Origin of the sequence: Paraburkholderia oxyphila NBRC 105797, from assembly GCF_000685075.1 — a bacterium.
GTDB lineage: Bacteria > Pseudomonadota > Gammaproteobacteria > Burkholderiales > Burkholderiaceae > Paraburkholderia > Paraburkholderia oxyphila.
This window is the reverse complement of record NZ_BAYD01000058.1, coordinates 1-21,852: the sequence shown is the minus strand read 5'-3', so window position 1 is coordinate 21,852 and position 21,852 is coordinate 1. Positions and strand designations below refer to the sequence as shown.

General features: G+C 65.3%; 20 protein-coding genes and 1 pseudogene. 17 read left to right on the top strand and 4 right to left on the bottom strand.

The window, feature by feature from the left end:
• The first annotated feature begins 18 nt into the window (after window positions 1–18).
• The 11 genes from BO1_RS29805 to BO1_RS29755 all read left to right on the top strand — a co-directional run bounded on the left by BO1_RS29805 (window position 19) and on the right by BO1_RS29755 (window position 13,013).
• Window positions 19–1,170, top strand: coding sequence for an ATPase, T2SS/T4P/T4SS family (locus tag BO1_RS29805; protein ID WP_028220678.1), 1,152 nt, complete (start codon window positions 19–21; stop codon window positions 1,168–1,170).
• The gene (locus BO1_RS56570; protein ID WP_052409648.1) at window positions 1,167–1,934 is read left to right on the top strand and encodes a FadR/GntR family transcriptional regulator; all 768 of its coding nucleotides are present in this window, start codon (window positions 1,167–1,169) and stop codon (window positions 1,932–1,934) included. Before BO1_RS29805 ends, BO1_RS56570 begins: the two co-directional genes overlap by 4 nt.
• The gene (locus BO1_RS29795; protein ID WP_028220676.1) at window positions 1,931–4,273 is read left to right on the top strand and encodes a type IV secretory system conjugative DNA transfer family protein; all 2,343 of its coding nucleotides are present in this window, start codon (window positions 1,931–1,933) and stop codon (window positions 4,271–4,273) included. The genes BO1_RS56570 and BO1_RS29795 overlap by 4 nt, the downstream gene beginning before the upstream one ends.
• Entirely contained in the window at window positions 4,266–6,893 is a 2,628-nt protein-coding gene (locus BO1_RS29790; RefSeq protein WP_028220675.1) for a DUF5710 domain-containing protein, read from the top strand. Before BO1_RS29795 ends, BO1_RS29790 begins: the two co-directional genes overlap by 8 nt.
• Window positions 6,894–6,926: 33 nt before the next feature.
• The gene (gene stbB / locus BO1_RS29785; RefSeq protein WP_028220674.1) at window positions 6,927–7,661 is read left to right on the top strand and encodes a StbB family protein; all 735 of its coding nucleotides are present in this window, start codon (window positions 6,927–6,929) and stop codon (window positions 7,659–7,661) included.
• Window positions 7,658–8,149, top strand: coding sequence for a hypothetical protein (locus tag BO1_RS29780; protein ID WP_028220673.1), 492 nt, complete (start codon window positions 7,658–7,660; stop codon window positions 8,147–8,149). The genes stbB and BO1_RS29780 overlap by 4 nt, the downstream gene beginning before the upstream one ends.
• A 68-nt stretch (window positions 8,150–8,217) precedes the next feature.
• On the top strand, window positions 8,218–8,406 hold the full coding sequence (locus BO1_RS29775; RefSeq protein ID WP_156992455.1) for a hypothetical protein: 189 nt from the start codon (window positions 8,218–8,220) through the stop codon (window positions 8,404–8,406).
• A gap of 33 nt (window positions 8,407–8,439) precedes the next feature.
• Window positions 8,440–9,048: a hypothetical protein gene (locus BO1_RS53320; RefSeq protein WP_245643937.1), complete on the top strand. Its 609-nt coding sequence runs from the start codon at window positions 8,440–8,442 to the stop codon at window positions 9,046–9,048.
• A gap of 82 nt (window positions 9,049–9,130) precedes the next feature.
• Window positions 9,131–9,457, top strand: a complete 327-nt coding sequence (locus tag BO1_RS29765; RefSeq protein WP_028220671.1) for a TrbM/KikA/MpfK family conjugal transfer protein — start codon at window positions 9,131–9,133, stop codon at window positions 9,455–9,457.
• A 108-nt stretch (window positions 9,458–9,565) separates the two neighbouring features.
• Window positions 9,566–9,967 carry a plasmid mobilization protein gene (locus tag BO1_RS29760; RefSeq protein ID WP_043287176.1) on the top strand — a complete coding sequence of 134 codons (402 nt, stop codon included), beginning with the start codon at window positions 9,566–9,568 and terminating at the stop codon, window positions 9,965–9,967.
• A 22-nt stretch (window positions 9,968–9,989) separates the two neighbouring features.
• Window positions 9,990–13,013 (top strand): LPD7 domain-containing protein, encoded by a 3,024-nt coding sequence (locus tag BO1_RS29755; RefSeq protein ID WP_245643936.1) that lies wholly within the window; start codon window positions 9,990–9,992, stop codon window positions 13,011–13,013.
• 68 nt (window positions 13,014–13,081) lie between these two features.
• On the opposite strand, the gene BO1_RS59550 is transcribed toward BO1_RS29755, so the two are convergent.
• Complete coding sequence (locus tag BO1_RS59550) at window positions 13,082–13,234, bottom strand: hypothetical protein (protein ID WP_156992454.1); 153 nt, start codon at window positions 13,232–13,234, stop codon at window positions 13,082–13,084.
• Between the two features lie 840 nt (window positions 13,235–14,074).
• Window positions 14,075–14,251 carry a hypothetical protein gene (locus BO1_RS59545; RefSeq protein WP_156992453.1) on the bottom strand — a complete coding sequence of 59 codons (177 nt, stop codon included), beginning with the start codon at window positions 14,249–14,251 and terminating at the stop codon, window positions 14,075–14,077.
• Window positions 14,252–14,326: 75 nt separating this feature from the next.
• On the opposite strand from BO1_RS59545, the gene BO1_RS29745 reads away from it, so the two are divergent.
• The 3 genes from BO1_RS29745 to BO1_RS29735 are packed head-to-tail and all read left to right on the top strand — an operon-like array spanning window position 14,327 to window position 15,431.
• A complete protein-coding gene (locus BO1_RS29745; protein WP_028220668.1) occupies window positions 14,327–14,578 on the top strand; it encodes a type II toxin-antitoxin system Phd/YefM family antitoxin in 252 nt (83 codons plus the stop codon).
• Entirely contained in the window at window positions 14,575–14,961 is a 387-nt protein-coding gene (locus BO1_RS29740; RefSeq protein WP_028220667.1) for a type II toxin-antitoxin system VapC family toxin, read from the top strand. Before BO1_RS29745 ends, BO1_RS29740 begins: the two co-directional genes overlap by 4 nt.
• Before the next feature lie 20 nt (window positions 14,962–14,981).
• Complete coding sequence (locus BO1_RS29735) at window positions 14,982–15,431, top strand: hypothetical protein (RefSeq protein ID WP_028220666.1); 450 nt, start codon at window positions 14,982–14,984, stop codon at window positions 15,429–15,431.
• Window positions 15,432–15,505: 74 nt separating this feature from the next.
• Here the strand turns inward: BO1_RS29735 and BO1_RS29730 are convergent, their stop codons facing one another.
• Window positions 15,506–15,832: a hypothetical protein gene (locus BO1_RS29730; RefSeq protein WP_028220665.1), complete on the bottom strand. Its 327-nt coding sequence runs from the start codon at window positions 15,830–15,832 to the stop codon at window positions 15,506–15,508.
• A gap of 971 nt (window positions 15,833–16,803) precedes the next feature.
• Window positions 16,804–17,025, bottom strand: coding sequence for a hypothetical protein (locus tag BO1_RS59540; protein WP_156992452.1), 222 nt, complete (start codon window positions 17,023–17,025; stop codon window positions 16,804–16,806).
• On the opposite strand from BO1_RS59540, the gene BO1_RS29715 reads away from it, so the two are divergent.
• The 3 genes and pseudogenes from BO1_RS29715 to BO1_RS29705 form a co-directional block, all read left to right on the top strand.
• Entirely contained in the window at window positions 17,011–18,039 is a 1,029-nt protein-coding gene (locus tag BO1_RS29715) for a YecA/YgfB family protein (protein WP_028220662.1), read from the top strand. The genes BO1_RS59540 and BO1_RS29715 overlap by 15 nt on opposite strands.
• A 230-nt stretch (window positions 18,040–18,269) precedes the next feature.
• A pseudogene (locus BO1_RS53315) lies at window positions 18,270–20,947 on the top strand (DEAD/DEAH box helicase).
• Between the two features lie 18 nt (window positions 20,948–20,965).
• The coding region (locus BO1_RS29705; RefSeq protein WP_028220713.1) for an SWIM zinc finger family protein at window positions 20,966–21,852 on the top strand (887 nt) is incomplete at its 3' end.

The following is a 21,852-nucleotide window of genomic DNA, read 5'->3' as shown; positions in this document are numbered from 1 at the left end:
ATTTCATGCGGAGTACTTATGAACATGCGATACGACGACAGTGTCACGGTACGCAGCCATCTCAGGACACTGGGCATCGCCGGATTGCTGGCTACACCCGGCGTCACGGAGCTGGCGATCAACCGGCCGTATGAAGGCTGGACCGAAACGCGGGACGGCTGGCAACGCCATGAGCTGCCGAACGCGTCGCTGGAAATGCTGATGCAGTTCGCGCCAGCGCTGGCGATCTACAACAAGGCGAAGCCGGCGCTGTCGGCGGCCGAGCCGGAAAAGCCGGTGCGCCTGCCCGACGGCGAGCGCGGGCAGATCGTGATTCCGCCGGCGTGCGAGCCGGGCACGGTGTCGATGACGATCCGCGTGCCGAGCTCGACGCGCTACTCGGTGCAGGAATGGGCGGACGCAGGACGGTTTGACCGGTTCCGTGATGTGGTCCGGGGTGGACTGAACGGCGGTGGGGTACTGACGGAGGGGGACATCGAGGCGGCGGCGGCACGGGCTGGCCCGGAGGGCATCGATGTTGGCCGGGCCACCGCGGTGTTCAATCCGGCCCGCGCGCTGAACGCGTATGGTCTTGCGCAGTTCCAGCAGGAGATGCTCGACGCGCTTGCGCAACGCGACGTGGTGCGGTTTCTGACGCTGGCCGCGCTGAACCGGCTGAACATCGTGCTCGTCGGTGGCACGGGATCCGGCAAGACCACGCTGATGAAGGCGCTCGCCGACCTGATCCCGACCATTCCGCACGAGGCGCGCCTGGCGACGATCGAGGATACCCACGAGCTGCCGTTGCCGCTGCATCAAAACCATGTGCACCTGTTCTACAGCGAGGCGATTCCCGCGCGGCGCATCGTGAAGGCGACGCTGCGAATGAAGTTCGATCGCGTGTTGCTGGCCGAGCTGCGCGGTGATGAAACCTGGGATTACCTGACCCTGCTCAACACCGGCCACCAGGGCGGCTTGACGACGGTGCACGCGAACGACTCGATCGCGGCGCTGGCGCGCATCGCCACGCTGGTCAAGCAAAGTCCGGTCGGGCAGACCCTGCCATTCGACTACCTGATGCGCGAGATCCGTACGACGGTCGACGTCGTGCTGTTCATGGCGAACCGGGACCTGACGGAAATCTGGTTCGATCCGGTCACGAAAATGAAGCTGCTCCGGGGGGATGCATGAAAACGCTCGCAAACGACCCCGTCATCATGAACGGCGACGCACACGCCGGCCTCGAAGCCCTGGAGCGGCAGACGCACGCCGCGGCGGATCGCCTGGCGCGGCAGATTCCGGCCATGTGCGATGCGAACGGCGCGCTGCCATCGCAGGGAATACTGGCCCAGGCGCTGGGCGTGAGCCGGACCCTGCTGCGCGAGGCGCTCAACCAGCTGGTCGCTCGCGGCGTCGTCGATGTACGGACGAGGGTGGGTTCACGCGTGCTCGATGAGCGGCAGTGGCAGATCGTCGACCGGCGTGTGGTGGCCTGGCGCCTCGCCCGCGCAACGGATCCGTCGTTCGTGGTGGACCTCGCCGAGATTCTGCGCGTGCTCGAGCCGGTCGCTGCAGCTGAGGTGGCGCGACATGCGAGCCCGAGGCAACGCGCGCGGATCATGGTGGCCAGCGCCGCGCGACTGGCCTCGACGTCTCTGGCCGGCTACGCCGCCGCACGTCGCGAACTGCATGTGGCGATCCTCGCCGCGAGCGCCAACCAGTTCCTGCAGCAGCTGACGTGCCTTGTGCGGCCGCTGGGGGCGACGGTGGATCCGGATACTGGCGTGCCGGAGATCGCCGACGGTGAGCGTCAGGCGCTCGCACTCCTCGAGGCGGCCATCCGTAACGGCAATCCGGTGACCGCCCACGAAGGCGTTGAACGCCTGAACGGCTGGGATCTGCCACGGGCGGGCAATACGTATGGTCATCGGGGATCTGTGGGAGCGTCAGCATGAAGACCCGTATTTTCGTTGCCGGTGTCCTGGGCGTGCTGTCCGGCGCGGTGGTGACCGGCGCCGCCCGCCTGCTTCATCTCGACGCGATCACCGATCCGGTCGGGATTGCCGCGGTGGCCGGCCTCGTCGTCGTCGCGTGCCTGCTATGGGGCCTGTGCGCGAGTGCGGTGCTGCTGAAAACTGCGACGCTCACAGACCGCATCATCGCCGCGGCCCTGCTTGCGCTCGTGGTCCTGGCCGGTCTCGCGGTCGCGGGCCAGTTCGTGGGCGCGATGGCGTTCGCGAAGCTGGAAAAGCTGCCGGACTCCGCGATCGGCCTCTGGACGCTGCGGGACTACTGGCATGCCTGGGGCGACGTGAAGGCGGTGAAACGTTCGCTGCAGATGGCCACCGTGGTATCGGTGATCGTGCCGCTGCTGCCGGTTGCGGCGATCGTCGCGGCGCTGGTCACGAAACCGAAGCGCGAGCTGCACGGCGATGCACGCTTCGCCTGGGGCTACGAGATTCGACGCTACGGCCTGCTCGACGAGGCGAACGGTCGCAGGCGCCGTGGGGGAAACTGCGGGGGGAGGCGCCGGGACGATGACCGCGATCCCTCGATCATCGTCGGCAGGTACAAGGGCAGGTATCTGACCTTTCGTGGAACGGAGTTCGTGATGGTGGCGGCGCGCACGCGCTCACGCAAGGGCGTGGCCATCGTGATCCCGAATCTGCTCACCTTTCCGCACTCGGTTGCGTGTCTTGACGTGAAGGGCGAGAACTTCGACCTGACCTCGCGGTACCGGCAGGCCTGTGGCCAGCAGGTGGTCCGCTGGGCCCCGTTCGACCAGAAGGGGTTGACGCACCGCTGGAATCCGTTGTTCAAGATTGCGAAGAGTCCGGCGTTCGTGCGCGTGGGTCGCCTGCAGGCGATCGCCGCGCGCCTGTATCACACCACCGACGGGCGTAACAAGTTCTTCTACGAACAGGCTGCCGACCTGTTCATGGGGCTTGCGCTGTATCTGATGGAGATGACTGGCGACTGCACGTTCGGCCAGGTGCTGCGCCTCGCGACCACGCCCGACAAAAAGGTGCGTGAGCACCTGTCGGAGTTGATGCAGCACGAGCCGCAGAAGGGCGTGCCGCTCTCGGGGGACTGCCTCGGCGCGCTCTCGCGCGTGCTGGCCTCGCCTGACGAGACGATGCTGAACATCGTCGCGACGTTCAATGCGGGGCTGCGCCTCTTCAGCAACCCGATCGTCGACCAGGCGACGAGCGCCTGCGACTTCGAGCTGGACCGTGTGCGCCGGGAACTGATGTCGATCTACATCGTGCTGCCGGTGCGGGAGCTCGCTGTCGCGAGCCTGCTCGGCAATCTCTTCTACACGCAGCTGATCGAGGACAACCTCGACGTGCTGCCCGGTGAAGATCCGGCGATCAAATACCAGTGCCTGGCTGTCGGGGACGAAATTACGGCGCTCGGGCGCATCGAAGTGCTCGGCAAGGGCAATGCGTTCATCGCGGGCTACTGGATTCGGCTGCTCACGATCCTGCAGTCGAAGGCGCAGCTGGAGCCGAACGAGCTGTACGGCCCGGCCGGGGCGCGCACGCTGATTACCAATCACGCGGTACTGGTCGCGTATGCGCCGGGCAATCAGGCCGACGCAAAGGAACTGTCCGAGACGCTGGGGACCTTCACCGAGAAGGCGACCTCGAAAAGCCGCAATCACGGCCGCAACACGTCGACGGGTACGAACACGTCGGATCAGGGCCGTGCGCTGATGCTGGACCAGGAACTCAAGCGCATGGAGCAGCACGAGGAAATCGTGCTCGGCTTCCAGCGGCCGATCCTGTGCGAGAAGGCGACCTATTACGAGGATGACCTCTTTATCGACCGCATGCGCTCGGTCAGTCCGAGGCTCGCCGTGATCGACGATCGCCTGCCCACCGAAGCGGAAATCAAGGCCGCCTGGCAGGCCGGAGAGCTGCGTGCGACCGGCATCCCGACGCACAACCCGGAAACGTATCACGCGGCGCTGTCCGCGAAGGCCGCGGGCGAGATCCGTCTTGCACGGCAGGCCGGTGCGAAGCCGTTGACTGCGGCCGAACTTCTCGCGCTCGACCAGCGCACACCCGGACCGCTCGCAACGGGCATGGCGCTCACCGGCTTCGAGGCCGACCTGGGCGAACTCGGTGTCGTGATGCGCGACGACGTGCGCGAAATGCTCGCCGGCATCCGCATCGATTTCAGCGTGGCTAACGTGGGAGCGGGGGATGACGCTGACCAGGGGCAGATTGGGCCGGCGCCCGCGTCTGTGGCGCCGGCGGACAACGAGGTAAAGGAGGTATCACATGGCTGACCGGAACAGGCCTGAATCACGGCGAGGCGGACGGACGTATCTGGACGTGCCCTTCAGGGAGAAAGAGGCGGCGCGCGGCCTCGGCGCGAAATTCGACCGGCGCTCGAAGAAGTGGTACGTGCCGGGCGGCACCGACGTTGCGCCGTTTGCACGCTGGATGACGGCAGCCGCGCTGCAGGCAGCGCAGGGTGCCCCGGGTACACCTGACGCGGCGCGGGACCAGCCGCGGGCCTGGTTCGGGAGTGAGGCCGACATCGAGCGCGAAGCCGTGCGGCTGAGCGAACTGATGGGGCAACCGCTCGAAGAGTCCCGCACGTTCGTACGGGACTCCGTGCAGGCCGCAGCGGAGAGGGCGGGGCTGGAGGCACGGGACCGCCTGCGCGCGCAGGGCGCGTCGGCGTTCGACATGATCGACGGCGTACGCAAGGCTGGCGTGCAGGCGCGGCACCAGTATTTCGCCGACCGGCAGCATCTGTATGCGCAAGGCGAGCCCCGGTCGCCGGAACCGGGCGCGCGGGCTGGCCAGCAACCGGCACGTCCGAAGCTCGACGATGCAACACTCGGCCGCCGCTATCGTGAAATGGTCCAGTCCATCACGACGGCGGTCACGCTGCATGGGGCCGAGGTCACCCGGATACTGGCCCTCGAACAACGGCTTGAAACGATCCATCGCGACGCGTGGCGCAGGTCGGGTAACCCGGTCGACGGTGAGCGCGCGATCGGCGAGCAGATCCGCACCGGCACCGGGTTTGCGGCGCAGGCGTTGCCGCCGCGCGCGGCCGGGGCGCTGAACAGGCTCCGTGATGAGGCGGGGCTGAGCGCGATGGCAGTCGACGGTCGCCAGCCCGCGCCCGACGTGACGGATTCCAGCCCGCCGGAGGACGAGATGCCGGTGGACGTGGCCGGTATCGGGCCGCAACACCCGCATCGCCGTCATGAGCCGGAGCGCGACGACGGCTTCGCCACCTTCGCGGACATCGCCGAAGCGTTTGCGCCTGGGGAGGCGGTGTTTGCTGCCGGTCGTGGACGGGCGGACAGCACTGACTGGTCGATGGTGGCAAAGGACCTTGCCGATTTTCGCGGGCTGACCGGGCGTATCCAGGAGGAGTTCGGCAAAGGCCGGAGCGCGCCCGAAGTTGCCGCTGCGCTCGAGCAGGAGCTCGCGTTCCTGTCCGCGCCTGCACGGACTACGTTCGTGTCGCACGTTCGCGAAGCGCTTGACCGGCAGGTTGACGTCCCGTCCGTGCCGCAGGAGGCGCCGACGGTCAAGGGCGGGGGCGACACGGTGACGTTTGCCGACGTCGGCGATACGGTGATTGACCATGCGGCGATTGATGACGCGATGCGTCGGCGCGGTCTGACGGAAAGCGCGGTACCGGGCAACCCGCACGTTGAGCCATCGGCTGTCACTGCCGCGGTCGCGAATGAGCCCGTCGCCCGGCCGGGGCAGGCCGCCAACGATACGGCGATGAAGGCGGCGGCGGCGTCCGGCGTGCTCGACACGCAGGCCCAGCGCGCGCAGACGCTTGCGCGGAATGAACCCGACGCCAGGAATCCGGCGAACGACCCGCGGCGGCCGGAGGCTGACACCGTGTCAGCGCAGGATCTGGAGCGTGTGCGCACGGTGCGGGAGGGTGATCGTGCAGCCGCCGGGAAGCTGCTGCGCGAGCAGGGCAAGCCGGCGCCAGCGCCAGAGGGCGGCACCGCCGGCGCACCGGCAGCTGCGCCCCGGGCAGGCCAGGCGCGTAGTACCGACACCCGCGACAACCAGATCGGCGCCGATCCGGCCTCCCGCAAGCCGGTCGTGACGAAAGATGGCTACGAGGTGCCCGCCCACGTCGCGTCGCGCTACATGGTGAAGGACGGCCGGTTCTGGAAGCTTGATGCCATGGAGGCGAAGCCGGCGGGGCAACCAGATACGCAGCCGGCTGCGACACCGGTCACGCAGCCGCACTTTGAGGACGTCGGCGCACGCCTGAACTCCCGGCAGAACGATCGCGCAACGATTGCCGACATGGTCGCGGTGGCGAAGGCCAAGAACTGGGACACGATCGTCGTGCGCGGCAGCGCAACGTTCCGTCGCAATGCGTGGATCGAAGCGTCCCTCGCGGGTGTGGACGTGAAGGGCTTCAAACCGGCCGAAAGCGACGAGGCCCTGCTCGAGGCGGCCAGGCGTGAACGCGCGGCGCTGACGATCCGGGCCGGGGCGTCGCCCGCGTCGGCACCCGCGCCGAAGGCCAGCCCGGCGAACGCGAAACCGCAGGCGACGGCCAGCACCGCGCCGGTAGCAGCGAGCGCAGCGGCGGCGCCAGGCGAAGCACCGAAGACCGTCGCGCAGTTGCGCGAGGTGCTCGAAAAGTCGCTCGAGCGGGCTCCCGCGCGCATGCGGGCGGAGGTGATTCGCCGGTTCGACGCGCGCATCCAGGCGGGCACCGAGATCGAGGCGCGTATTGCCCGGGGTGAGTTGAGCCGTGACGCCGGCGCCGCCGAGATCGACCGGCGCGCGGCCGAACTGCACGCAGCCTGGACGGCGCCGAAGGCCGCGCCGGCGCCGGGACCGTCAAACAGCCCGAAGCCTGACCAGCAGCAGACGGGTGACCCGGCGACGATCGCAATGTAAGCGTCGCCCACTCCAGTTTATGAGGATTACGAAATGAGTATTGCCATTGTGAACTGCTCCGGCAACGTCGGCAAGACCACCGTGACCCGCGAACTGCTCGCGCCACGGATGCCGCATATGTCGGTGCGCCAGGTCGAGTCGATCAATACCGATGACTCGGCGGGCTCCAGGGTCGAGGTGATGATTGCCGCCCGCTTTGACGAACTGCACGGCGAGTTGATGCTCGGTCGGGCGCTGCTGGTCGATATCGGTGCGTCGAACGTCGAGGAATATCTCAATCGCCTCGACTCGTCCGAAGGGGCGCAGGAGGATTACACGTGCTTCATCGTGCCGGTCGAACCGGAGAGCAAGCAGATGAAGGACACGATGAAGACGATCAACCTGCTCGCGGACCTCGGAGTGGATCCCAAACGAATCCGCGTGCTGCTGAACAAGGTCGAGCTGGTGAAGAGCGAAGCGCGCGAGGTGACGCTGCGCCGGCTCTTCGGACAGTTGTTTGAGCTGCACGAGCACGACGCTTCCTTCTGGCTGAACCACGATGCGCTCGTGCCGAAGAATGACGTCTTCACGCTCGCAGCGGCGGCGGGTCGCACGATCCACGATATCGCGACCGACGGGGTGGACTACAAGGCGCAGCTGATCGACGCCCCGACCGCCCCGGAGAAGGACCGTCTCGTGCGGCTGGTCGGCCTCAAACGCAAGGCGCTGTCCATCGAGCCGCTGCTTGATCAGGCGTTTAACGCGCTGATGGCGGGAGTCGATGCATGAACGAGCCGACGCCGCAACCGGATCACGCGGGCAAGGCGTCGGAGCGCCTGGGCCAGCTGATCGCCACGATGCCGGCGTCCAACGAGCTGGCCGTGCTCGCGGAGATGCTGATCGAGCAGATGAAGGTGGTGGACGCGCAGCACCATGTTGTCGCGCTGATGGAGTCCACCGACCAGAAACTGACCACGACGGTGCAGGCCCTGCGCGAGGAGAACGCGCAGCTGGCGAAGCTGCTCACGCAGTCGCGTCAGGCCTTCATCGGCGAGATCGCTGCGAAGGCGGCCGACCAGGCACGTCGCGTCGCGACCGCGGACGTGTCGGACGAGCTTGCGCGGCTGCGGGTCGCCGTTGAATCACGTGATCGCGCGGTCAACACGAAGCCCTCGGTGCCAGCAACCGGCTCGATCGCCGCGCGCATGGGCATTGCATTCTGCGCAGGCGCCGCGCTTATCTGGATCGTCGCGCGTCTGGCACACACGCTGATCTAGCGAAGCATCGAACTGGACAGCCGGTCGCAGGCGACCCGAATCTCTCGGGGTTGAGGGAGAGCGACATCATGGAACGCAGGCAGGAGAGCTGGAAGAAGGTTGCGATGCTGTGTTTTGCCGCGCGCTCGCGCCTGGCTGACGGCCGGAACAGTGAATACCAGCGGGACATGCCGGGCTGGTGGCGTGCTCGCGCGAAAGCCCGCCGCACCACCCGGGCCGGGCAGCCGCGTCTCGGTATGGTGAACCCTGCCGATTAACCCGAAGCACTGCGAACCAACCGGAGAATACCGATGATGCGAAAGGGTTCCGCCCTCATGCTTACCGCGGCCGGATTGCTGTGTACCTGGGGTCACGCGCAGGCGTTCGACTGGAGCTGGGGCCTGCACGGCACCGCACACAATGCGGGCGGCGTGGAAAACGCGGACGGTGCATACGGCGTCGTGGCCCCACTGTCGCAGGCCGAGCCGGACCCACGCATGACGCCAGGCGCGCTCAACCCCGATGTGACGCAGGCGAATATTCATTCGACGATCTGCCTGAAAGGGTACACGCGAACCATCCGGCCCGACGAGCAATATACCGAACGGCTCAAGCGCGAGCAGATCGCCGCCTACGGGTACAGCGATCGCCGCCTGCGCGACTACGAGGAAGACCACCTCGTGAGCCTGGAGCTGGGAGGCTCCCCGACCGATCCCCGCAATCTGTGGCCAGAACCCCACCACGTGATGGGTGGATGGGGATCGTATGCCAAAGACCGGCTCGAAAACGAATTCAACCATCTGGTCTGCCGCGGAAAGCTGCCGCTGGCCGACGCGCAGTCGATGATCGCGCATGACTGGATCTCGGCGTACCAGCGCTTCATCGGAAACGTGCCGGACGATTCCCCTGAGCATCGATAGGGAGACTGGGATGCGCACCGTCTCGAGGAGACCCGCGATGAAACACCCATTCACTGACCGGAAGTTAGCCAGGAGTCATCCCATGAAACGACGATCGATTGCGGCCGCGCTGAGCAGCGCAGCACTGGCCTGTGCACTCGCCACGCCGGCGGCACGCGCCGGGGATAACCAGGATGCGTGTGGCGCGGTGCTCTGTCTGGCCGGCTTGATCATGGGCGGTAACGGTGGCAAGACGTGCGCCGAATACGAGGCCTCGTACTTTTCCATCGTGAAATTTCACAACGGGCACTTCGACCTGAGCGGCACGTCCAGTGCGCGCGGCGATTTCCTGAACCAGTGCCAGTCGGTCGGCAGCGACGTGAAGGGGCCGGTCAACTCGAAATATGGCGCTGTCCAGAACGGACCCTGACCGGTGTCCTGCTGACCCGCTGACACATTGAAACCCGCCCGCGCCGGCTGCAGCAGATCGCAGCCGGCATTGACTCCACGCCATTGACAGCCACGGACGGCAACTGCCATGAGCGCTGACGATCTCCATGTCGTGACCGAACAGAAACGCCGCGGCCGGAGGAAAGCGCACCCGGCACTCGGCAAGCCGGTCAGCACGCGCCTGACGGACGAGCAGTGGCGGATCTTCAATGAGAAGGTCGAGCGTTCGGGCATGAGCCCGTCGGAGTTCCTGCGCGACTGCATCCTCACGAACCGCACGCAGATCGTCGCTCGACCGCCGGCGACGCTCGAGCGGCAGCGGATCATGTACGTGATCAACAGGACCGGCAACAACCTCAACCAGCTGGCGCACGTGGCGAACAGCGCGCGCGTGTCCGGCAGGCTGTCCGAATCCACCTTCGTTGCGCTGGTCGACGAGCTGGAGTTGATCACCCAACTGCTGAAGGCGCATCTCCACCGTGTTGATTAGGGTGTCCGGCCGCCACGACGGCGTGAAGCAGTACCTCGAGGACGGCCGCAAGGTCGACCGCGACGTCGATCGCGACGACCTCGACGAGCGCGTGGTGCTCGCCGGCGATCTCGACCTGACCAACGCGGTGATCCAGTCAATCAATGCCGCGCCAGGTGTCGAGCGTTACCTGTCGATAACGCTCTCCTTCAAGGAGGATCACGTCGATCGCCAGACGCTGTTCCAGATCGTGCGCGACTTCGAAGCGTTCGCGCTGCACGCATACCGCCCGGACGAATACAGCTTCTATGCGGAAGCTCACCTGCCCCGCATCAAGAGCTATGTGGACCAGTCGAGCGGTGAACTGGTCGAGCGCAAGCCGCATATCCATATCGTCATTCCGCGCTGGAATCTGCTGGCTGAAAAGCACCTTGAACCGCTCGGTTACGTGCGTTCAAACCTGAGCTTCATCGACGCATTCCAGGAGCACGTGAACGCGCAATACGGGCTTGCGAGCCCAAAGGACAACCGGCGCACGCTGCTTACCGATGCGTCGGAAATGATCAGCCGCTACCGCGGCGACCTGTTCCGCGCGAACAGCCGCGAGCTCAAGGAACAGATCCTCGACGCGGTGCTCGATCGCCAGATCGAGAACCACGCCGACTTCATGGCGCTTCTGCAGGAGCACGGCGCCGTACGCATGCGCAACGCCGGCCGCGACAATGCCTATCCGAACGTGAAGCCCGCTGGCGCCGGCAAGGGCGTGAACCTCAAGGAATACGTGTTCACGCCTGAATTCATCGCATTGCCGACCGCCGAAAAGCTGCAGGCGCTCTCGGCCGATGCCGTCGACCGTTACGAAGCGGGTGTTGCGCCGCGACGCACGCCGGGGCACATCACTGCCGTACTCAACGAGTGGTACGCGAGGCGCGCGCGCGAGGTGAAGTATCTCAACAGCGGCAGCCGTCAGTACCAGCGCTACCAGGAATCCTCTCCCCACGACCGCGAGCTGATGCTCGCGGATCTTGAACGCGGTTTTTACGCACAACATCTGAAGGCATATCATGACCGAGCAGACGACTCCCTCCCAGGCCTCGACGGACATCTTCAACGATCCGGACGCGCATTTGAATTCGGCGCCAAGCCGCCCGACGCAATCGACGGGCCCGGGGCGCGCGAACCCGACCTCGACAACGCGGGACGCGTCGACGATGGATACGGCGGGCTCGATGCCGAGTTTGACCCTGTCCCAGGTTGGGCGTACCCGTCGCCCGAACCCTTCGACGCTTTGCGAGACCTGTCCGGCCGCCCTGTGGACGGCATCGGACATCGATCTGCAGTGCTATTGCCGGGTGATGCGCTTTACCAGCTGGAGCCAGACGGCGCCGTATCCGCGGATCGCCTGCGATGGACTGCAGATCGCCATGGAGAGCCTGCAGCGCAACGAATAGGCGGCCCCGCAGTTGCCCCTGCATTTGCCCCGCCTCCCGGCCACCTGGATGCGTACCACCGTGCGCTTGAAGCGCACTACGCGTTCGGCGATCCACTCATCGATCCATTCAACAGCCTGCCGCCGATGCGATCGCCGGCAACAGACGCACCGGCCGGTATGTCGCCGCCTGGCTGGTTTGCCGGTCTGCGACACGATCCGTTTGCGGACCAGCTTGACGCGATCGATGTGCCGTTCGATTTCGAGGCTGGCAGGCCGGTCAACCTGCCACCGCCCGGGCTCACAGACGACGCGCCACCGTACCGGCCGCGCCGCTCGCGCGCTGGCGACGCCGCGTTTGCTACACCGCGTCACACCGGACGGGTGTCCGACAACGTGCTGTCGCAACTGGCGCGCGAGATTCGACAGCGCGAGGAGGAAAGTAATCAGCATGCCGAATTTAATGATTTACGCCGGGGTCTCGACGCCCGCCGTCTGTTGGCTGAGCTGTCCCACACGCACGGGGTGAGGCCAGCGAAATACCCGGTTGTCACCGGCCGCGACGGCGCCGATCGCATCCGCGCAGGCTCGCGCAACCTCAACGTGTCGGACTTCCTCACGAAGGAACTGAATCTGCCGTGGCGGGAGGCGGCTTCGCTGCTGCGCGAGGTCTGGCAGCGACAGCAGGCCGGTGAGCTGGTCCCGGCTCCGCGCGAGCTGCCGCGTGCCGCACTCTGGCGTGAATATTCGGTCGCGCGCGAAGCGCATGTCGCGGCCCGCATCGACGCGTGGCTTGCACAGCGCGCGAGCGAACAGCAGCGCCGCGGTGAGATCCGCGCCGCGTTCGAAACGAGACGGGCGGCGATCAGGCAGGACGTGGGTCTGAAGCCGGCCGGGCGGCGTGCGGCGACGTCGCTCGCCCGTGCCGATCGCCTTGGCCGTGAGGACGCGCTGCGCGAATCCATCGCGCGCGAGCGGGCGGCACTCAAGGCCGAATTCGGATCTGCGGGCGGCCCGAGCTTTTCCGGCTGGCTGCGCACGCGGGCCGGACAGGGGGATGAGCGGGCGCTCGAGGAGCTGCGCCGCACCGCGGGACCGGAGCGGCTGGCCGTTGCGCTCGAGGACGACGCCGGCGACGGGGCGTTCAACGTGATCCGGCCGAACACGCCGCGCCCACATGGACACGACGCGTACAACGCGATCATTTTCCGCTCGCCCCGGCTGTCGTGGTCGGTCAATGAGCGTGGCCACGTCACCTACCGGCACGATGGCCGCGACGTCGTTCGTGATCGCGGCACCAGCGTGCAGGTGCTGCAGGTTGACCAGGCCGCCATCGAGACCGGGCTTCGCCTCGCGCAGGCCAAGTTCGGCCGCACGCTCGAACTGACCGGCGACGACGCGCACCAGTTGGCGGCCGCGAGGGTGGCGGTAGATGCCGGGCTACGCGTGCAGTTCAGTGACGAGCGCCTGAACCGGGCGATGGATCAGTATCGCCACGCGCGCGTCGACCAGCAGGTGCAGGATGTGCTCGGCACGCCCGGTGCCAGCCCGTCCGCCGATCCTCGTCCACAGCCGCAACCCGGACGCCCGGCACAGGACTGGCCGACACTCTCCGACGACGGCAAGCCGACTCATTGAGGCACGATCGACCGCAGCCCATTTCCGCCTCCTGCGCCACGCTGTCGCCCGATGCCGGGCAGGGACAGTCACGCGCGGGCGTAATGCACCGGGCTGGCAATCAAGCCGCCCGGCGCGGTGGTCGCCCACACATCCTGCAGGAAATGCAGGATCGCCTCGACGCGTACCTGGACGAGCCCGGCCGGTATCTGCCGACGCTCAACGCGGTGAACGGCAGTCATCGCCAGCAACGCCGCGGGCGGCGCATGGCATGCGTGAATTGACATAAAAATGGAACCCGGGACGCGCTCGCGCCTTGATTGAAACGGGTTTCAAGCCCGTGAGGGGGGGGCATGTAGTTCGATTGACAGCAAGTGCGGCAACCGTGCTCCTCCGAAAAATGGACAGCTGGACGCATCACGGCGTGCCGGTGGTCGAGACGATCGGGAGCGCGCCTATGACCACCGATTTATGCGCCGCGCCCGCGGTCAGTCCGGAGATGGGTGGCTGTTCGATTGTGGAGTGATTTCTGTACAGGCATCGCAGCCGACAAGGCCCCTGAAGAACCATAGCTGTGCACCTTGCCCGTCTCCCCGATCGCTCGTATGACGTGCAGGGGCTCATCCGGCGTCCGCACGGGAACGCCGTGATTGATGTGTGGCCGTCTGTCCGATCGCCCCAACCTGGGCGTATGCCGCGGTGCACTGGCGGCCCCGGGGGGAGGCGTGGAATGCGCCGCCATGGTAAGTGCTCACTAACGTAAAAGGGCGGCTGCACGTGCGAACGCGCCGTCCAGGCGTGATCGCTGGGACCCCGGAGCGCCCCGCGATACCGGTGATTGTCTGGCGCGACGAAAAAACGCCCGCACAGGGGGCGCGGGCTTTGAGCGTGTGCGCGGGTCGGGGTACCTCACGCACGCCTGGATGCTAGGCGAATCATGAGAAAGCACATGAATAAATGACGCAACCTATTGATTTATATTATGAATATGGTTGCCGTTCGGAGCGAGCAGCTGCCGAATTTTACAATCCGAAATGCGATAATGCGGCGTTATGTCAATTATTGGGCGCAGGCCCCTGGCGTCAGGTGGATGCAACTAACGGCCAGATCGCTTCCCGTTCTTCAATCCCGCTTGCCGGCGCCATGCAGACAAGGGTTTTCCAGCCACCCACGCTGTCTTCGGACGACGCAGGGGCTGCCAACACGCGGCCCGTTTCTGGGTGCAAATTTCCCTCCGGTCGCCTGAAGTTGAGCTTCATGGACGAGAATCCCCTCGACAGTCCACCGGTGGTCATATAAACTAAGCCCGTTGAACTAAGTTCATTGGGCGCGACATGCACACCTACAACATCCATGAGGCGAAGACCCAGCTTTCCCGGCTGGTCGACGAAGCCGTCCATGACGGCGAACCATTCATCATCGCGAAGGCCGGCAGGCCGCTCGTGAAGGTTGTGCCCCTCAATGCGCCGGCCGTCACGCAGCAGCGGCGGATTGGTTTCATGGCAGGCCAGATTCAGGTTCCAGCCGACTTCGACACGATGGGCGCCGATGAGATCGCCGGGCTGTTCGAGGGCAAGGACGCATGAAGCTGCTGCTCGATACGCATCTGCTGCTGTGGGCGGCCGCGGGCGCCGCGGAGCTGTCGGCCGGGGCGCGCGAACTGATCGGGGACCCGGGCCATACCCCGCAGTTCAGCGTCGCCAGCCTGTGGGAAATCGCAATCAAACGCGCCCTGAACCGCGCCGATTTCCAGGTCGAGCCGCGGGTGCTGCGCCGCAACCTGCTGGACAACGGCTATGAGGAATTGCCGGTGCTCAGCACGCACGTGATGGCCCTCGAAGGGCTGCCCCCGATCCACCGCGACCCGTTCGACCGGCTGCTGGTCGCCCAGGCGATCGCCGAAGGCGTCACGCTGCTCACCCATGACGAATCGGTCGCCCGTTACCCGGGCCCGGTGCGGCACGTCTGAATGAGCGCGATCAGTACGCCATGATGATCCGCCGCGCGCACGTATCCGGTCCGGAGGACAGGGCGATTCGCAAGGAATACGACCTGCAGGCCGACGTGCTGGCGCCGATGATCGCGACCACGCCGGTCACGAAAAAGCATGCCGGCCGCACTGCTGACGGTATTCACGACGCGCACCGACAGGCGCGGAGTGTGCTACGTCATGACGTGCGAGACATACGGTGCGTGGCCGTCGCGCGTGATCGACCGCGAGGGCCGCGAGATTGCCGCCGTCTACCGCGCGTGGATCGATGCGCAGCTGCCGTGCACATGTCGATCAGACGGTACCAGATCGTCACGGCGTGCGGACTGGCGCTCAGCACGGCCTTGCAGCAAAGTGGCCTGGCTGGCCTGGCCAGTGCTGACGCCCGCGATGAGGTCAGCGAGCGCTGGCTCACGCGGGGGCGCAGTTCTGCTTCGATGTCCCGTTGAGGGCCGATGACGGCTCACTGCGCCACGAGCCACAGGCAAATGGCCCCGGCTGGTTGGATCGGGGCCACGGCATGTCAGTGCAGTTGTCGCTGCAGGTCAGAGAGTTCAGAATGCATCGAACTGACTGCATTCATGATCCTGGTATCAAGTCCGTCGGCATGCTGGCAGGCGAGTTCTGCACGGTCCCCCAATCGTTCGAGATCATCGACCCACTGCCGGATTCGACCCTGATCTTCGGACAGCATGACCTTCCTGGCGGATCTGCATTCGTTATCGAGCCTGTCCATCCACTTCATCAAATTCTTTGGAATCGTCGCATCGGCATGGCAGGTCCGTGATGCCTCGCTGACGGTTTGTTGCAGATGAGTAATGCGCGTCTGTATTTCACCGGCTTGCAACATGATGCCTCCTTCCTGAACATTGGTTCCGGATGAACCTGGGCAGTCGATGACGATGCGCTGCCTGCGCCATTTGCGTTCGCCTGTTTCGATCGGGGCAGCGCCCTTGCATTGCGCCAAGGCAACCTCAGGCACGCGAAAGGCCAGTTTCCAGTGTAGGTCATAACCGTCCGGGCTCCGATGTCCCCAGGGTGGGGCTGGGCACCCAAAACGTCTTGAAAGGAGGCGAAGCTCGCCACAGCAAGGCTGCGGCGCCATCACCCCGATCAATGAGGCCGTCGGCAAGCCGCATCCGGGAACTGGACATCAAGATCATCCCTGACGCAACTGGATACCGTATCGCGCCAGCAATGTTAGTCCGTGGCATATTTTCTTTGATTCCATTCAAGAATATAAATTCGCATAACTAATTAATATGATTTATCGGCTTTCATCCGGCTATCAAGATACAAAGATTTGCCAGTCTAACGCGTCGAGCCTGCAAGATTCACCAGCCCACCCGGAACGCGCGGGCAGGCGTAGCGCACGCGCGCAAGTGTTTGACCTCCAGAAAACGAAATCCGGAGCGTCAGCAACATCGCACGTGAAAGCACGGCCTTCAGCCCCAGCCGAACCATTGCCCACAACAGCCAGCGCAAGTGATGGCCGGCGGCCCAGGGCACCGTATACAGGGCGTCGTCCAATTGACCTTGCAACCAGCAACGATCCATCCGGTGGTCCGACCTGAGCTGGTCCACCGCCTGGCTACGTTTGAGCCACCGCCGTTGTCGCCGGGTCAGCGACGTGTACTTGCCGCGATGAATGATCTCGAGTTCGGGGTGAGCAGGTCCCGTACAGCTCGCAGTTCTTCTCGCACGGCTGCGCCCTGGGGCATCAGCTACGCGTGGCCGGCGCGAAGGCGTTCCCGTCAGCGCGTGCCGCTTCCGTGCCATTTCCGCGCCGGCCCCGGCGTTGCCATGGTGATCGGCGCACCCTCACAGAAGGGCTGCCGACAGGGCAGCAAAAACGTTCGTCGCCTGCCGCCCCGGCGTCCAGTTTGCCCACCGCCCCGTCGGGTAAAATGCCGACACCCTGACGCCCGCCAGAATGCCTGCCGGACACGCGGCATTGCGCTGAACATCGGCGGCAATGCGTGCACCGGCAATCCGCATCGGGTCGACCACCTGACCCATGGACCTGCCATGAATTTCGATCATTCCAGTCCCGAACTCAACGATCCGCTGACGGACGAAGAGCTTGATTTCCTCGAGCGATTCCTTTCGGGCAATGCCGTGTGCGACGATGCGATGGATGGCGTCATGTTGCACGGCTTTCTGACCGCCGTCATTTCCGGACCGAACATGCTCATGCCGGGCACGATTCTTCCGTGGATCTGGGATGCAAGGCACGCAACCCGTCAACCCCGGTTCCTGTCAGCCGGTCGGGCACGCAAGGTCACCGGACTGATCATTCAGTACTGGAACGACATCAACGATACCCTGAATCACTGTCCCGATCTGTTCGAACCCCCGCTGCCCACGACCGCGCTGGAAGGCAGGGAGGTTCCCGTTCTCGACAAATGGTGCGAGGGCTATTGCAAGGGCATCGACATCGACCGGGCGGCCTGGGAGCCGCTGATTGAGCGACACCCCGAGTGGTTCAATATCATCCTGCTGTTCGGCACCGCCTCCGGATACCGGGATCTGGCGCAGCGGGACTACACGGTTGAGCAACGCCGGTCGTTCGTACTCCAGCTCGCGGCCTCCGCGCTCAATATCCATCGATACGGGTGTGAGGAACGTCGCAAACTGATGGAGCAGGGCGAGCGGCCGCGCATGGTCCCGGCGGGCCAGGAGCAGAAAGGCAGGACTGCCAGGCAGGCCGGGCGCGGGGATCCGGCCGCGCAGCACGGGAGCGGGTCCCAGGACCGGTTCCTTGTCGATTCGCTTGGCCGGGTGACGGACGAGGCGTTTCACCCGCTGGCGTTGTCCCCGCTGGCCACGCGCATCACGCAGGGCGGCACGTCTGTCGATGTGCATATCTATTGGGCCGACAATCACGGTCGCGACGGCTGGGTGCTGGAAATCGTCGACGCGGCCGGGACGTCCACGGTCTGGGACGACCCGTTCCCGACCGACGGGGCGGCGCTGGCCGAGGCATTGAACACGATCAACACGAACGGCATTGCATCGGTAACCGGAACTGGGCCGGCGTCCGCGTCAAAACACTGAGCGCTCTGGCATGCGATTTCGCCCTGGGCCAGAATCCGGACGGCCCAGCCAGGGGGCAAACATTGCGCCGCGCAGACGCAAGCTTCGAGCGGCGATGCCATACGACGTGCTGCGGAAAAGCCGTCCCCTGGCCAGGACCGGCAATGTTTCCTGCGGCGCAGTGTTCGTGAGCTCCAGGCGAGGCCGTCTTCCGCCTGGATTCGAACCCGGGACTTTCCCCTCAACTGTCCATGTCCTTGACTGATACCGAACGTCTCGCGCCTAAAATCACCCCGGCAGGCCACCTGCTTGCCGCGCCGGACGCCGATGCGCCTGCCCTGCCCGATGACGTGGCACTGGGCGCGGCCTTCAGGCGCGGCGCAGGTCATGGGCTGCTCTATCTGGGAAGCGCGACCATCGGGCGTGCATTGCCGCCCGCATGGGCATGGTGGCGCGACCTGGGTGCCCGCTATGTCACGTCCGTATGCACCACGCCAGAAGGCGGGGAAGTCGCGGTCGCCCATCCAGACATGGCGGACCTCGACCGGCTGATCGACGATGCGCCGCCCATGACGGGCGGCGAATATCTCTCGCCGGAGGTCCTGGCGGCCCTGTGGGGCGAAATCGATCGCGCCTTGCGGGACGAACTGGCAGGCACGGGGGAGTCGCTTCAGGCATTTCTCAGGTCGCGTCACCCGGCATGGAATCTTGTGGGTCGTGTGCACTTCAATCTTGCGGAAAACCGCAAGGACCCCGAAGCGCCTTTCGCATTTTTGGCAACCTATGCGGCGCGCCTGTCGGCCCACGGCAAGACGCAGCACCAACCGCTTTCGCGGGCGCTTGAGGAATTTTCCGGGGCACGCAAGAAGGCGCAGCTGCTCTCCCTCCTGATGCCGGTTCAGCGTGCCGCTGAACATTGCGACTGGCTGCGTGCAATGCTCGAGTCGCGCGAAATCTACCACCCGTTGCGCTGGATGCCAGCCGATGCCTGGCGCCTTCTCTCCGATTTGCCGGCGCTGGAATCGGCCGGCATCATGGTTCGTCTACCGGCGACCTGGGCGACCGGCCGCCCCGCGCGACCCGCGGTCAGGGCGAGCGTCGGGACGCAGCCTCCGTCGCTACTGGGCAGGCAGGCGCTGCTCGACTTCAGGATGGAGGTGTCGCTCGATGGCGAACCGTTAAGTCCCGCGGAGATCCGCAGTCTGCTCAAGGGAGCCGACGGTCTGCAGTGGATTCGCGGGCGCTGGATCGAGGTGGACACGAAAAAGCTCGGCCGCCTGCTCCAGCGCTTTGAGGGTCTGGAGCAGGCCGCGCAATCGGGGCTGCCGTTGAACGACGCCTTGCGTCTGCTGGCAGGCGTGTCCAGTGATGAGGCTGAAGGTGCCGACGACCGCGACTGGGCACAGGTCGTGGCAGGCGACTGGCTGGCAGAGACGCTCCGGCAGTTGCGCCAGCCGGAAGGGCTGGCGCAGGTCGATCCGGGCGCCGACCTGAGGGCGCAGCTTCGGCCCTACCAGCAGGCGGGTGTGCGGTGGCTCTATCTGCTCAGCCAGCTCGGGCTGGGAGCGTGTCTGGCCGACGACATGGGCCTCGGAAAAACGATGCAGGTCCTCTCCCTGCTGTTGATCCTCAAGCGCGATCCGGCCGGCCCGGGCCCGAGCCTGCTGGTTGCCCCCGCGTCCCTGCTGGCAAACTGGGCCGCGGAAGCGGAACGCTTCGCGCCGGGCCTGCGCGTGCTGGTGGCTCACCCGTCCATGACGTCGGCGGACGAACTGCGCGCCCTGGACAGCGCGCGGCTCATGCAGACAGACCTCGTCATCACCAGTTTCGGGTCGCTGCTGCGTCAGCCCGTTCTGGAAACGGTCCAGTGGCGCCTCGCGATTGTCGACGAGGCCCAGGCGATCAAGAATCCCGGCGCGCGGCAGACAAAACAGGTCAAGAAGCTTCAGGCCCGCTCACGTATCGCCCTGACGGGCACCCCGGTGGAAAATCGCCTGTCGGATCTGTGGTCCATCTTTGACTTCACGCATCCAGGCCTGTTGGGCTCGGCGAAGGAGTTTGCCGGTCTCACCCGGCGTCTGGCGAAAATCGAACATTTCGGCCCGCTGCGCACGCTTGTGCGACCGTACATTCTGCGCCGGCTGAAAACCGACCGCCGCGTGATTACGGACCTCCCGGAAAAAACCGAACTCAAGGCGTGGTGCCACCTGAGCCCCCTCCAGGCCGCCCTGTACGAGCGCGCGGTCAAGGACCTGGCGGCGGCGCTCGATGGGACCGAGGGTATTGAACGCAAAGGGATCGTATTAAGCTACCTGATGCGCTTCAAGCAGATCTGCAACCATCCGTCCCAGTGGCTGGGCGACGCGGCGTGGAAGCCGGAAGCCAGCGGCAAATTTGCCCGCCTGAAGGAACTGGTCGACGTGATCGCAGCGAAGCAGGAAAAGGTGCTGGTGTTTACGCAATTCCGGGAAACCACCGAGCCCCTTGCCGCGTACCTCGGATCGCTGTTCGGCCGCGAAGGCCTGATTCTCCATGGGGAACGCCCGTAGGCAAACGGCGCGAACTGGTCAGGCAGTTCCAGGACGATGAATCGGTACCGTTTTTTGTGCTCTCGCTCAAGGCGGGCGGAGCGGGGCTGAATCTCACTGCCGCCTCTCACGTGATCCACTTCGATCGCTGGTGGAATCCCGCGGTCGAGAATCAGGCAACGGACCGGGCCTTTCGCATTGGCCAGCGCAGGAACGTGCTGGTACACAAATTTGTTTGCCGGGGCACGGTCGAGGACCGGATTGACCAGCTGATTGAAACAAAGCAGCAGCTGGTGAAGGATGTGCTCGAAGGCGGAGCGGAGCTGCTGCTGACCGAAATGAGCGATCGGGAGTTGCTCGATCTCGTCAGGCTCGATATACATCGTGCGCAGGAAACCTGACCACGCGAAGGGAATGTAATGGGTTACAACGGTGGATGGAAACCTTATGTACCGGTGGCTGAGCGCCGGAGAAAAGCCGAACAGCAGGTCGCGAAAGCCATCAAGGCCGGCCGGACGCTGTCGCCGATCGCGCCGTATCGCGGCGCCATCGCGAAAACCTTCTGGGGCAAGGCGTGGTGCGATAATCTGGAGCGCTACAGCGACTACGGCAATCGCCTGCCGCGCGGGCGCACCTACGTGCGCAACGGTTCGGTAATCGATCTGCAGATCACGGCGGGAAAAATACATGCCCAGGTCATGGGATCGAGCCTCTATACGGTCCAGATCGATGTCGTGGTGTGTCCCGATCCACACTGGCGTGCGCTGAGCGCCGACTGTGCATCATCGATCGATTCCATGGTCGAGCTGCTGCAGGGCAAGCTGTCGGGCGCCGTGATGGAACGGATCTGCAAGCCGGGCACGGGGCTCTTTCCGTCACCGAAGGATATCCGGTTTGGTTGCAGCTGCCCGGACTGGGCGTCGATGTGCAAGCATGTCGCCGCAGTGCTGTATGGTGCCGGTGCCCGGCTCGACCAGCAGCCCGGGTTGCTCTTCACGCTCCGGGGTGTGGATGCCGCCGATCTCGTTGACAGCACGGGTGCCGGCTTGTCCGCAGCGGGAGCCGCGCCAGCACCGGGCAAGATCCTCGACACCGCGGCCCTGGGCGACGTCTTCGGTATCGAGATCGACACCGGCAGCGAACCGCTCACCGCGCCACCTGTTGCACGCAAACGGGCAGGCAAGCAATCCGCTGCGCGAACGAGCCGGGTTTCCACGCCATCGACCCCAGCGCAACCGGTTTTGGCAAGTGCGAAATCGACCTCGAAAGGCAAAACGGCGGCGCCCAAAGCGGTGGTCAAATCCAT

Excerpts from the sequence above, each read along its gene's own strand:
- BO1_RS29730 (WP_028220665.1), bottom strand. The coding sequence starts at position 15,832 with ATGTTGCAAGCCGGTGAAATACAGACGCGCATTACTCATCTGCAACAA.
- BO1_RS29775 (WP_156992455.1), top strand. The coding sequence starts at position 8,218 with ATGGAACGCAGGCAGGAGAGCTGGAAGAAGGTTGCGATGCTGTGTTTT.
- BO1_RS29715 (WP_028220662.1), top strand. The coding sequence starts at position 17,011 with ATGAATTTCGATCATTCCAGTCCCGAACTCAACGATCCGCTGACGGAC.
- BO1_RS59540 (WP_156992452.1), bottom strand. The coding sequence starts at position 17,025 with ATGATCGAAATTCATGGCAGGTCCATGGGTCAGGTGGTCGACCCGATG.
- BO1_RS29740 (WP_028220667.1), top strand. The coding sequence starts at position 14,575 with ATGAAGCTGCTGCTCGATACGCATCTGCTGCTGTGGGCGGCCGCGGGC.
- BO1_RS29745 (WP_028220668.1), top strand. The coding sequence starts at position 14,327 with ATGCACACCTACAACATCCATGAGGCGAAGACCCAGCTTTCCCGGCTG.
- BO1_RS29795 (WP_028220676.1), top strand. The coding sequence starts at position 1,931 with ATGAAGACCCGTATTTTCGTTGCCGGTGTCCTGGGCGTGCTGTCCGGC.
- BO1_RS29760 (WP_043287176.1), top strand. The coding sequence starts at position 9,566 with ATGAGCGCTGACGATCTCCATGTCGTGACCGAACAGAAACGCCGCGGC.
- BO1_RS59550 (WP_156992454.1), bottom strand. The coding sequence starts at position 13,234 with ATGACTGCCGTTCACCGCGTTGAGCGTCGGCAGATACCGGCCGGGCTC.
- stbB (WP_028220674.1), top strand. The coding sequence starts at position 6,927 with ATGAGTATTGCCATTGTGAACTGCTCCGGCAACGTCGGCAAGACCACC.
- BO1_RS29735 (WP_028220666.1), top strand. The coding sequence starts at position 14,982 with ATGATGATCCGCCGCGCGCACGTATCCGGTCCGGAGGACAGGGCGATT.
- BO1_RS53320 (WP_245643937.1), top strand. The coding sequence starts at position 8,440 with ATGATGCGAAAGGGTTCCGCCCTCATGCTTACCGCGGCCGGATTGCTG.
- BO1_RS59545 (WP_156992453.1), bottom strand. The coding sequence starts at position 14,251 with ATGAAGCTCAACTTCAGGCGACCGGAGGGAAATTTGCACCCAGAAACG.
- BO1_RS29805 (WP_028220678.1), top strand. The coding sequence starts at position 19 with ATGAACATGCGATACGACGACAGTGTCACGGTACGCAGCCATCTCAGG.
- BO1_RS29790 (WP_028220675.1), top strand. The coding sequence starts at position 4,266 with ATGGCTGACCGGAACAGGCCTGAATCACGGCGAGGCGGACGGACGTAT.
- BO1_RS29765 (WP_028220671.1), top strand. The coding sequence starts at position 9,131 with ATGAAACGACGATCGATTGCGGCCGCGCTGAGCAGCGCAGCACTGGCC.
- BO1_RS29780 (WP_028220673.1), top strand. The coding sequence starts at position 7,658 with ATGAACGAGCCGACGCCGCAACCGGATCACGCGGGCAAGGCGTCGGAG.
- BO1_RS56570 (WP_052409648.1), top strand. The coding sequence starts at position 1,167 with ATGAAAACGCTCGCAAACGACCCCGTCATCATGAACGGCGACGCACAC.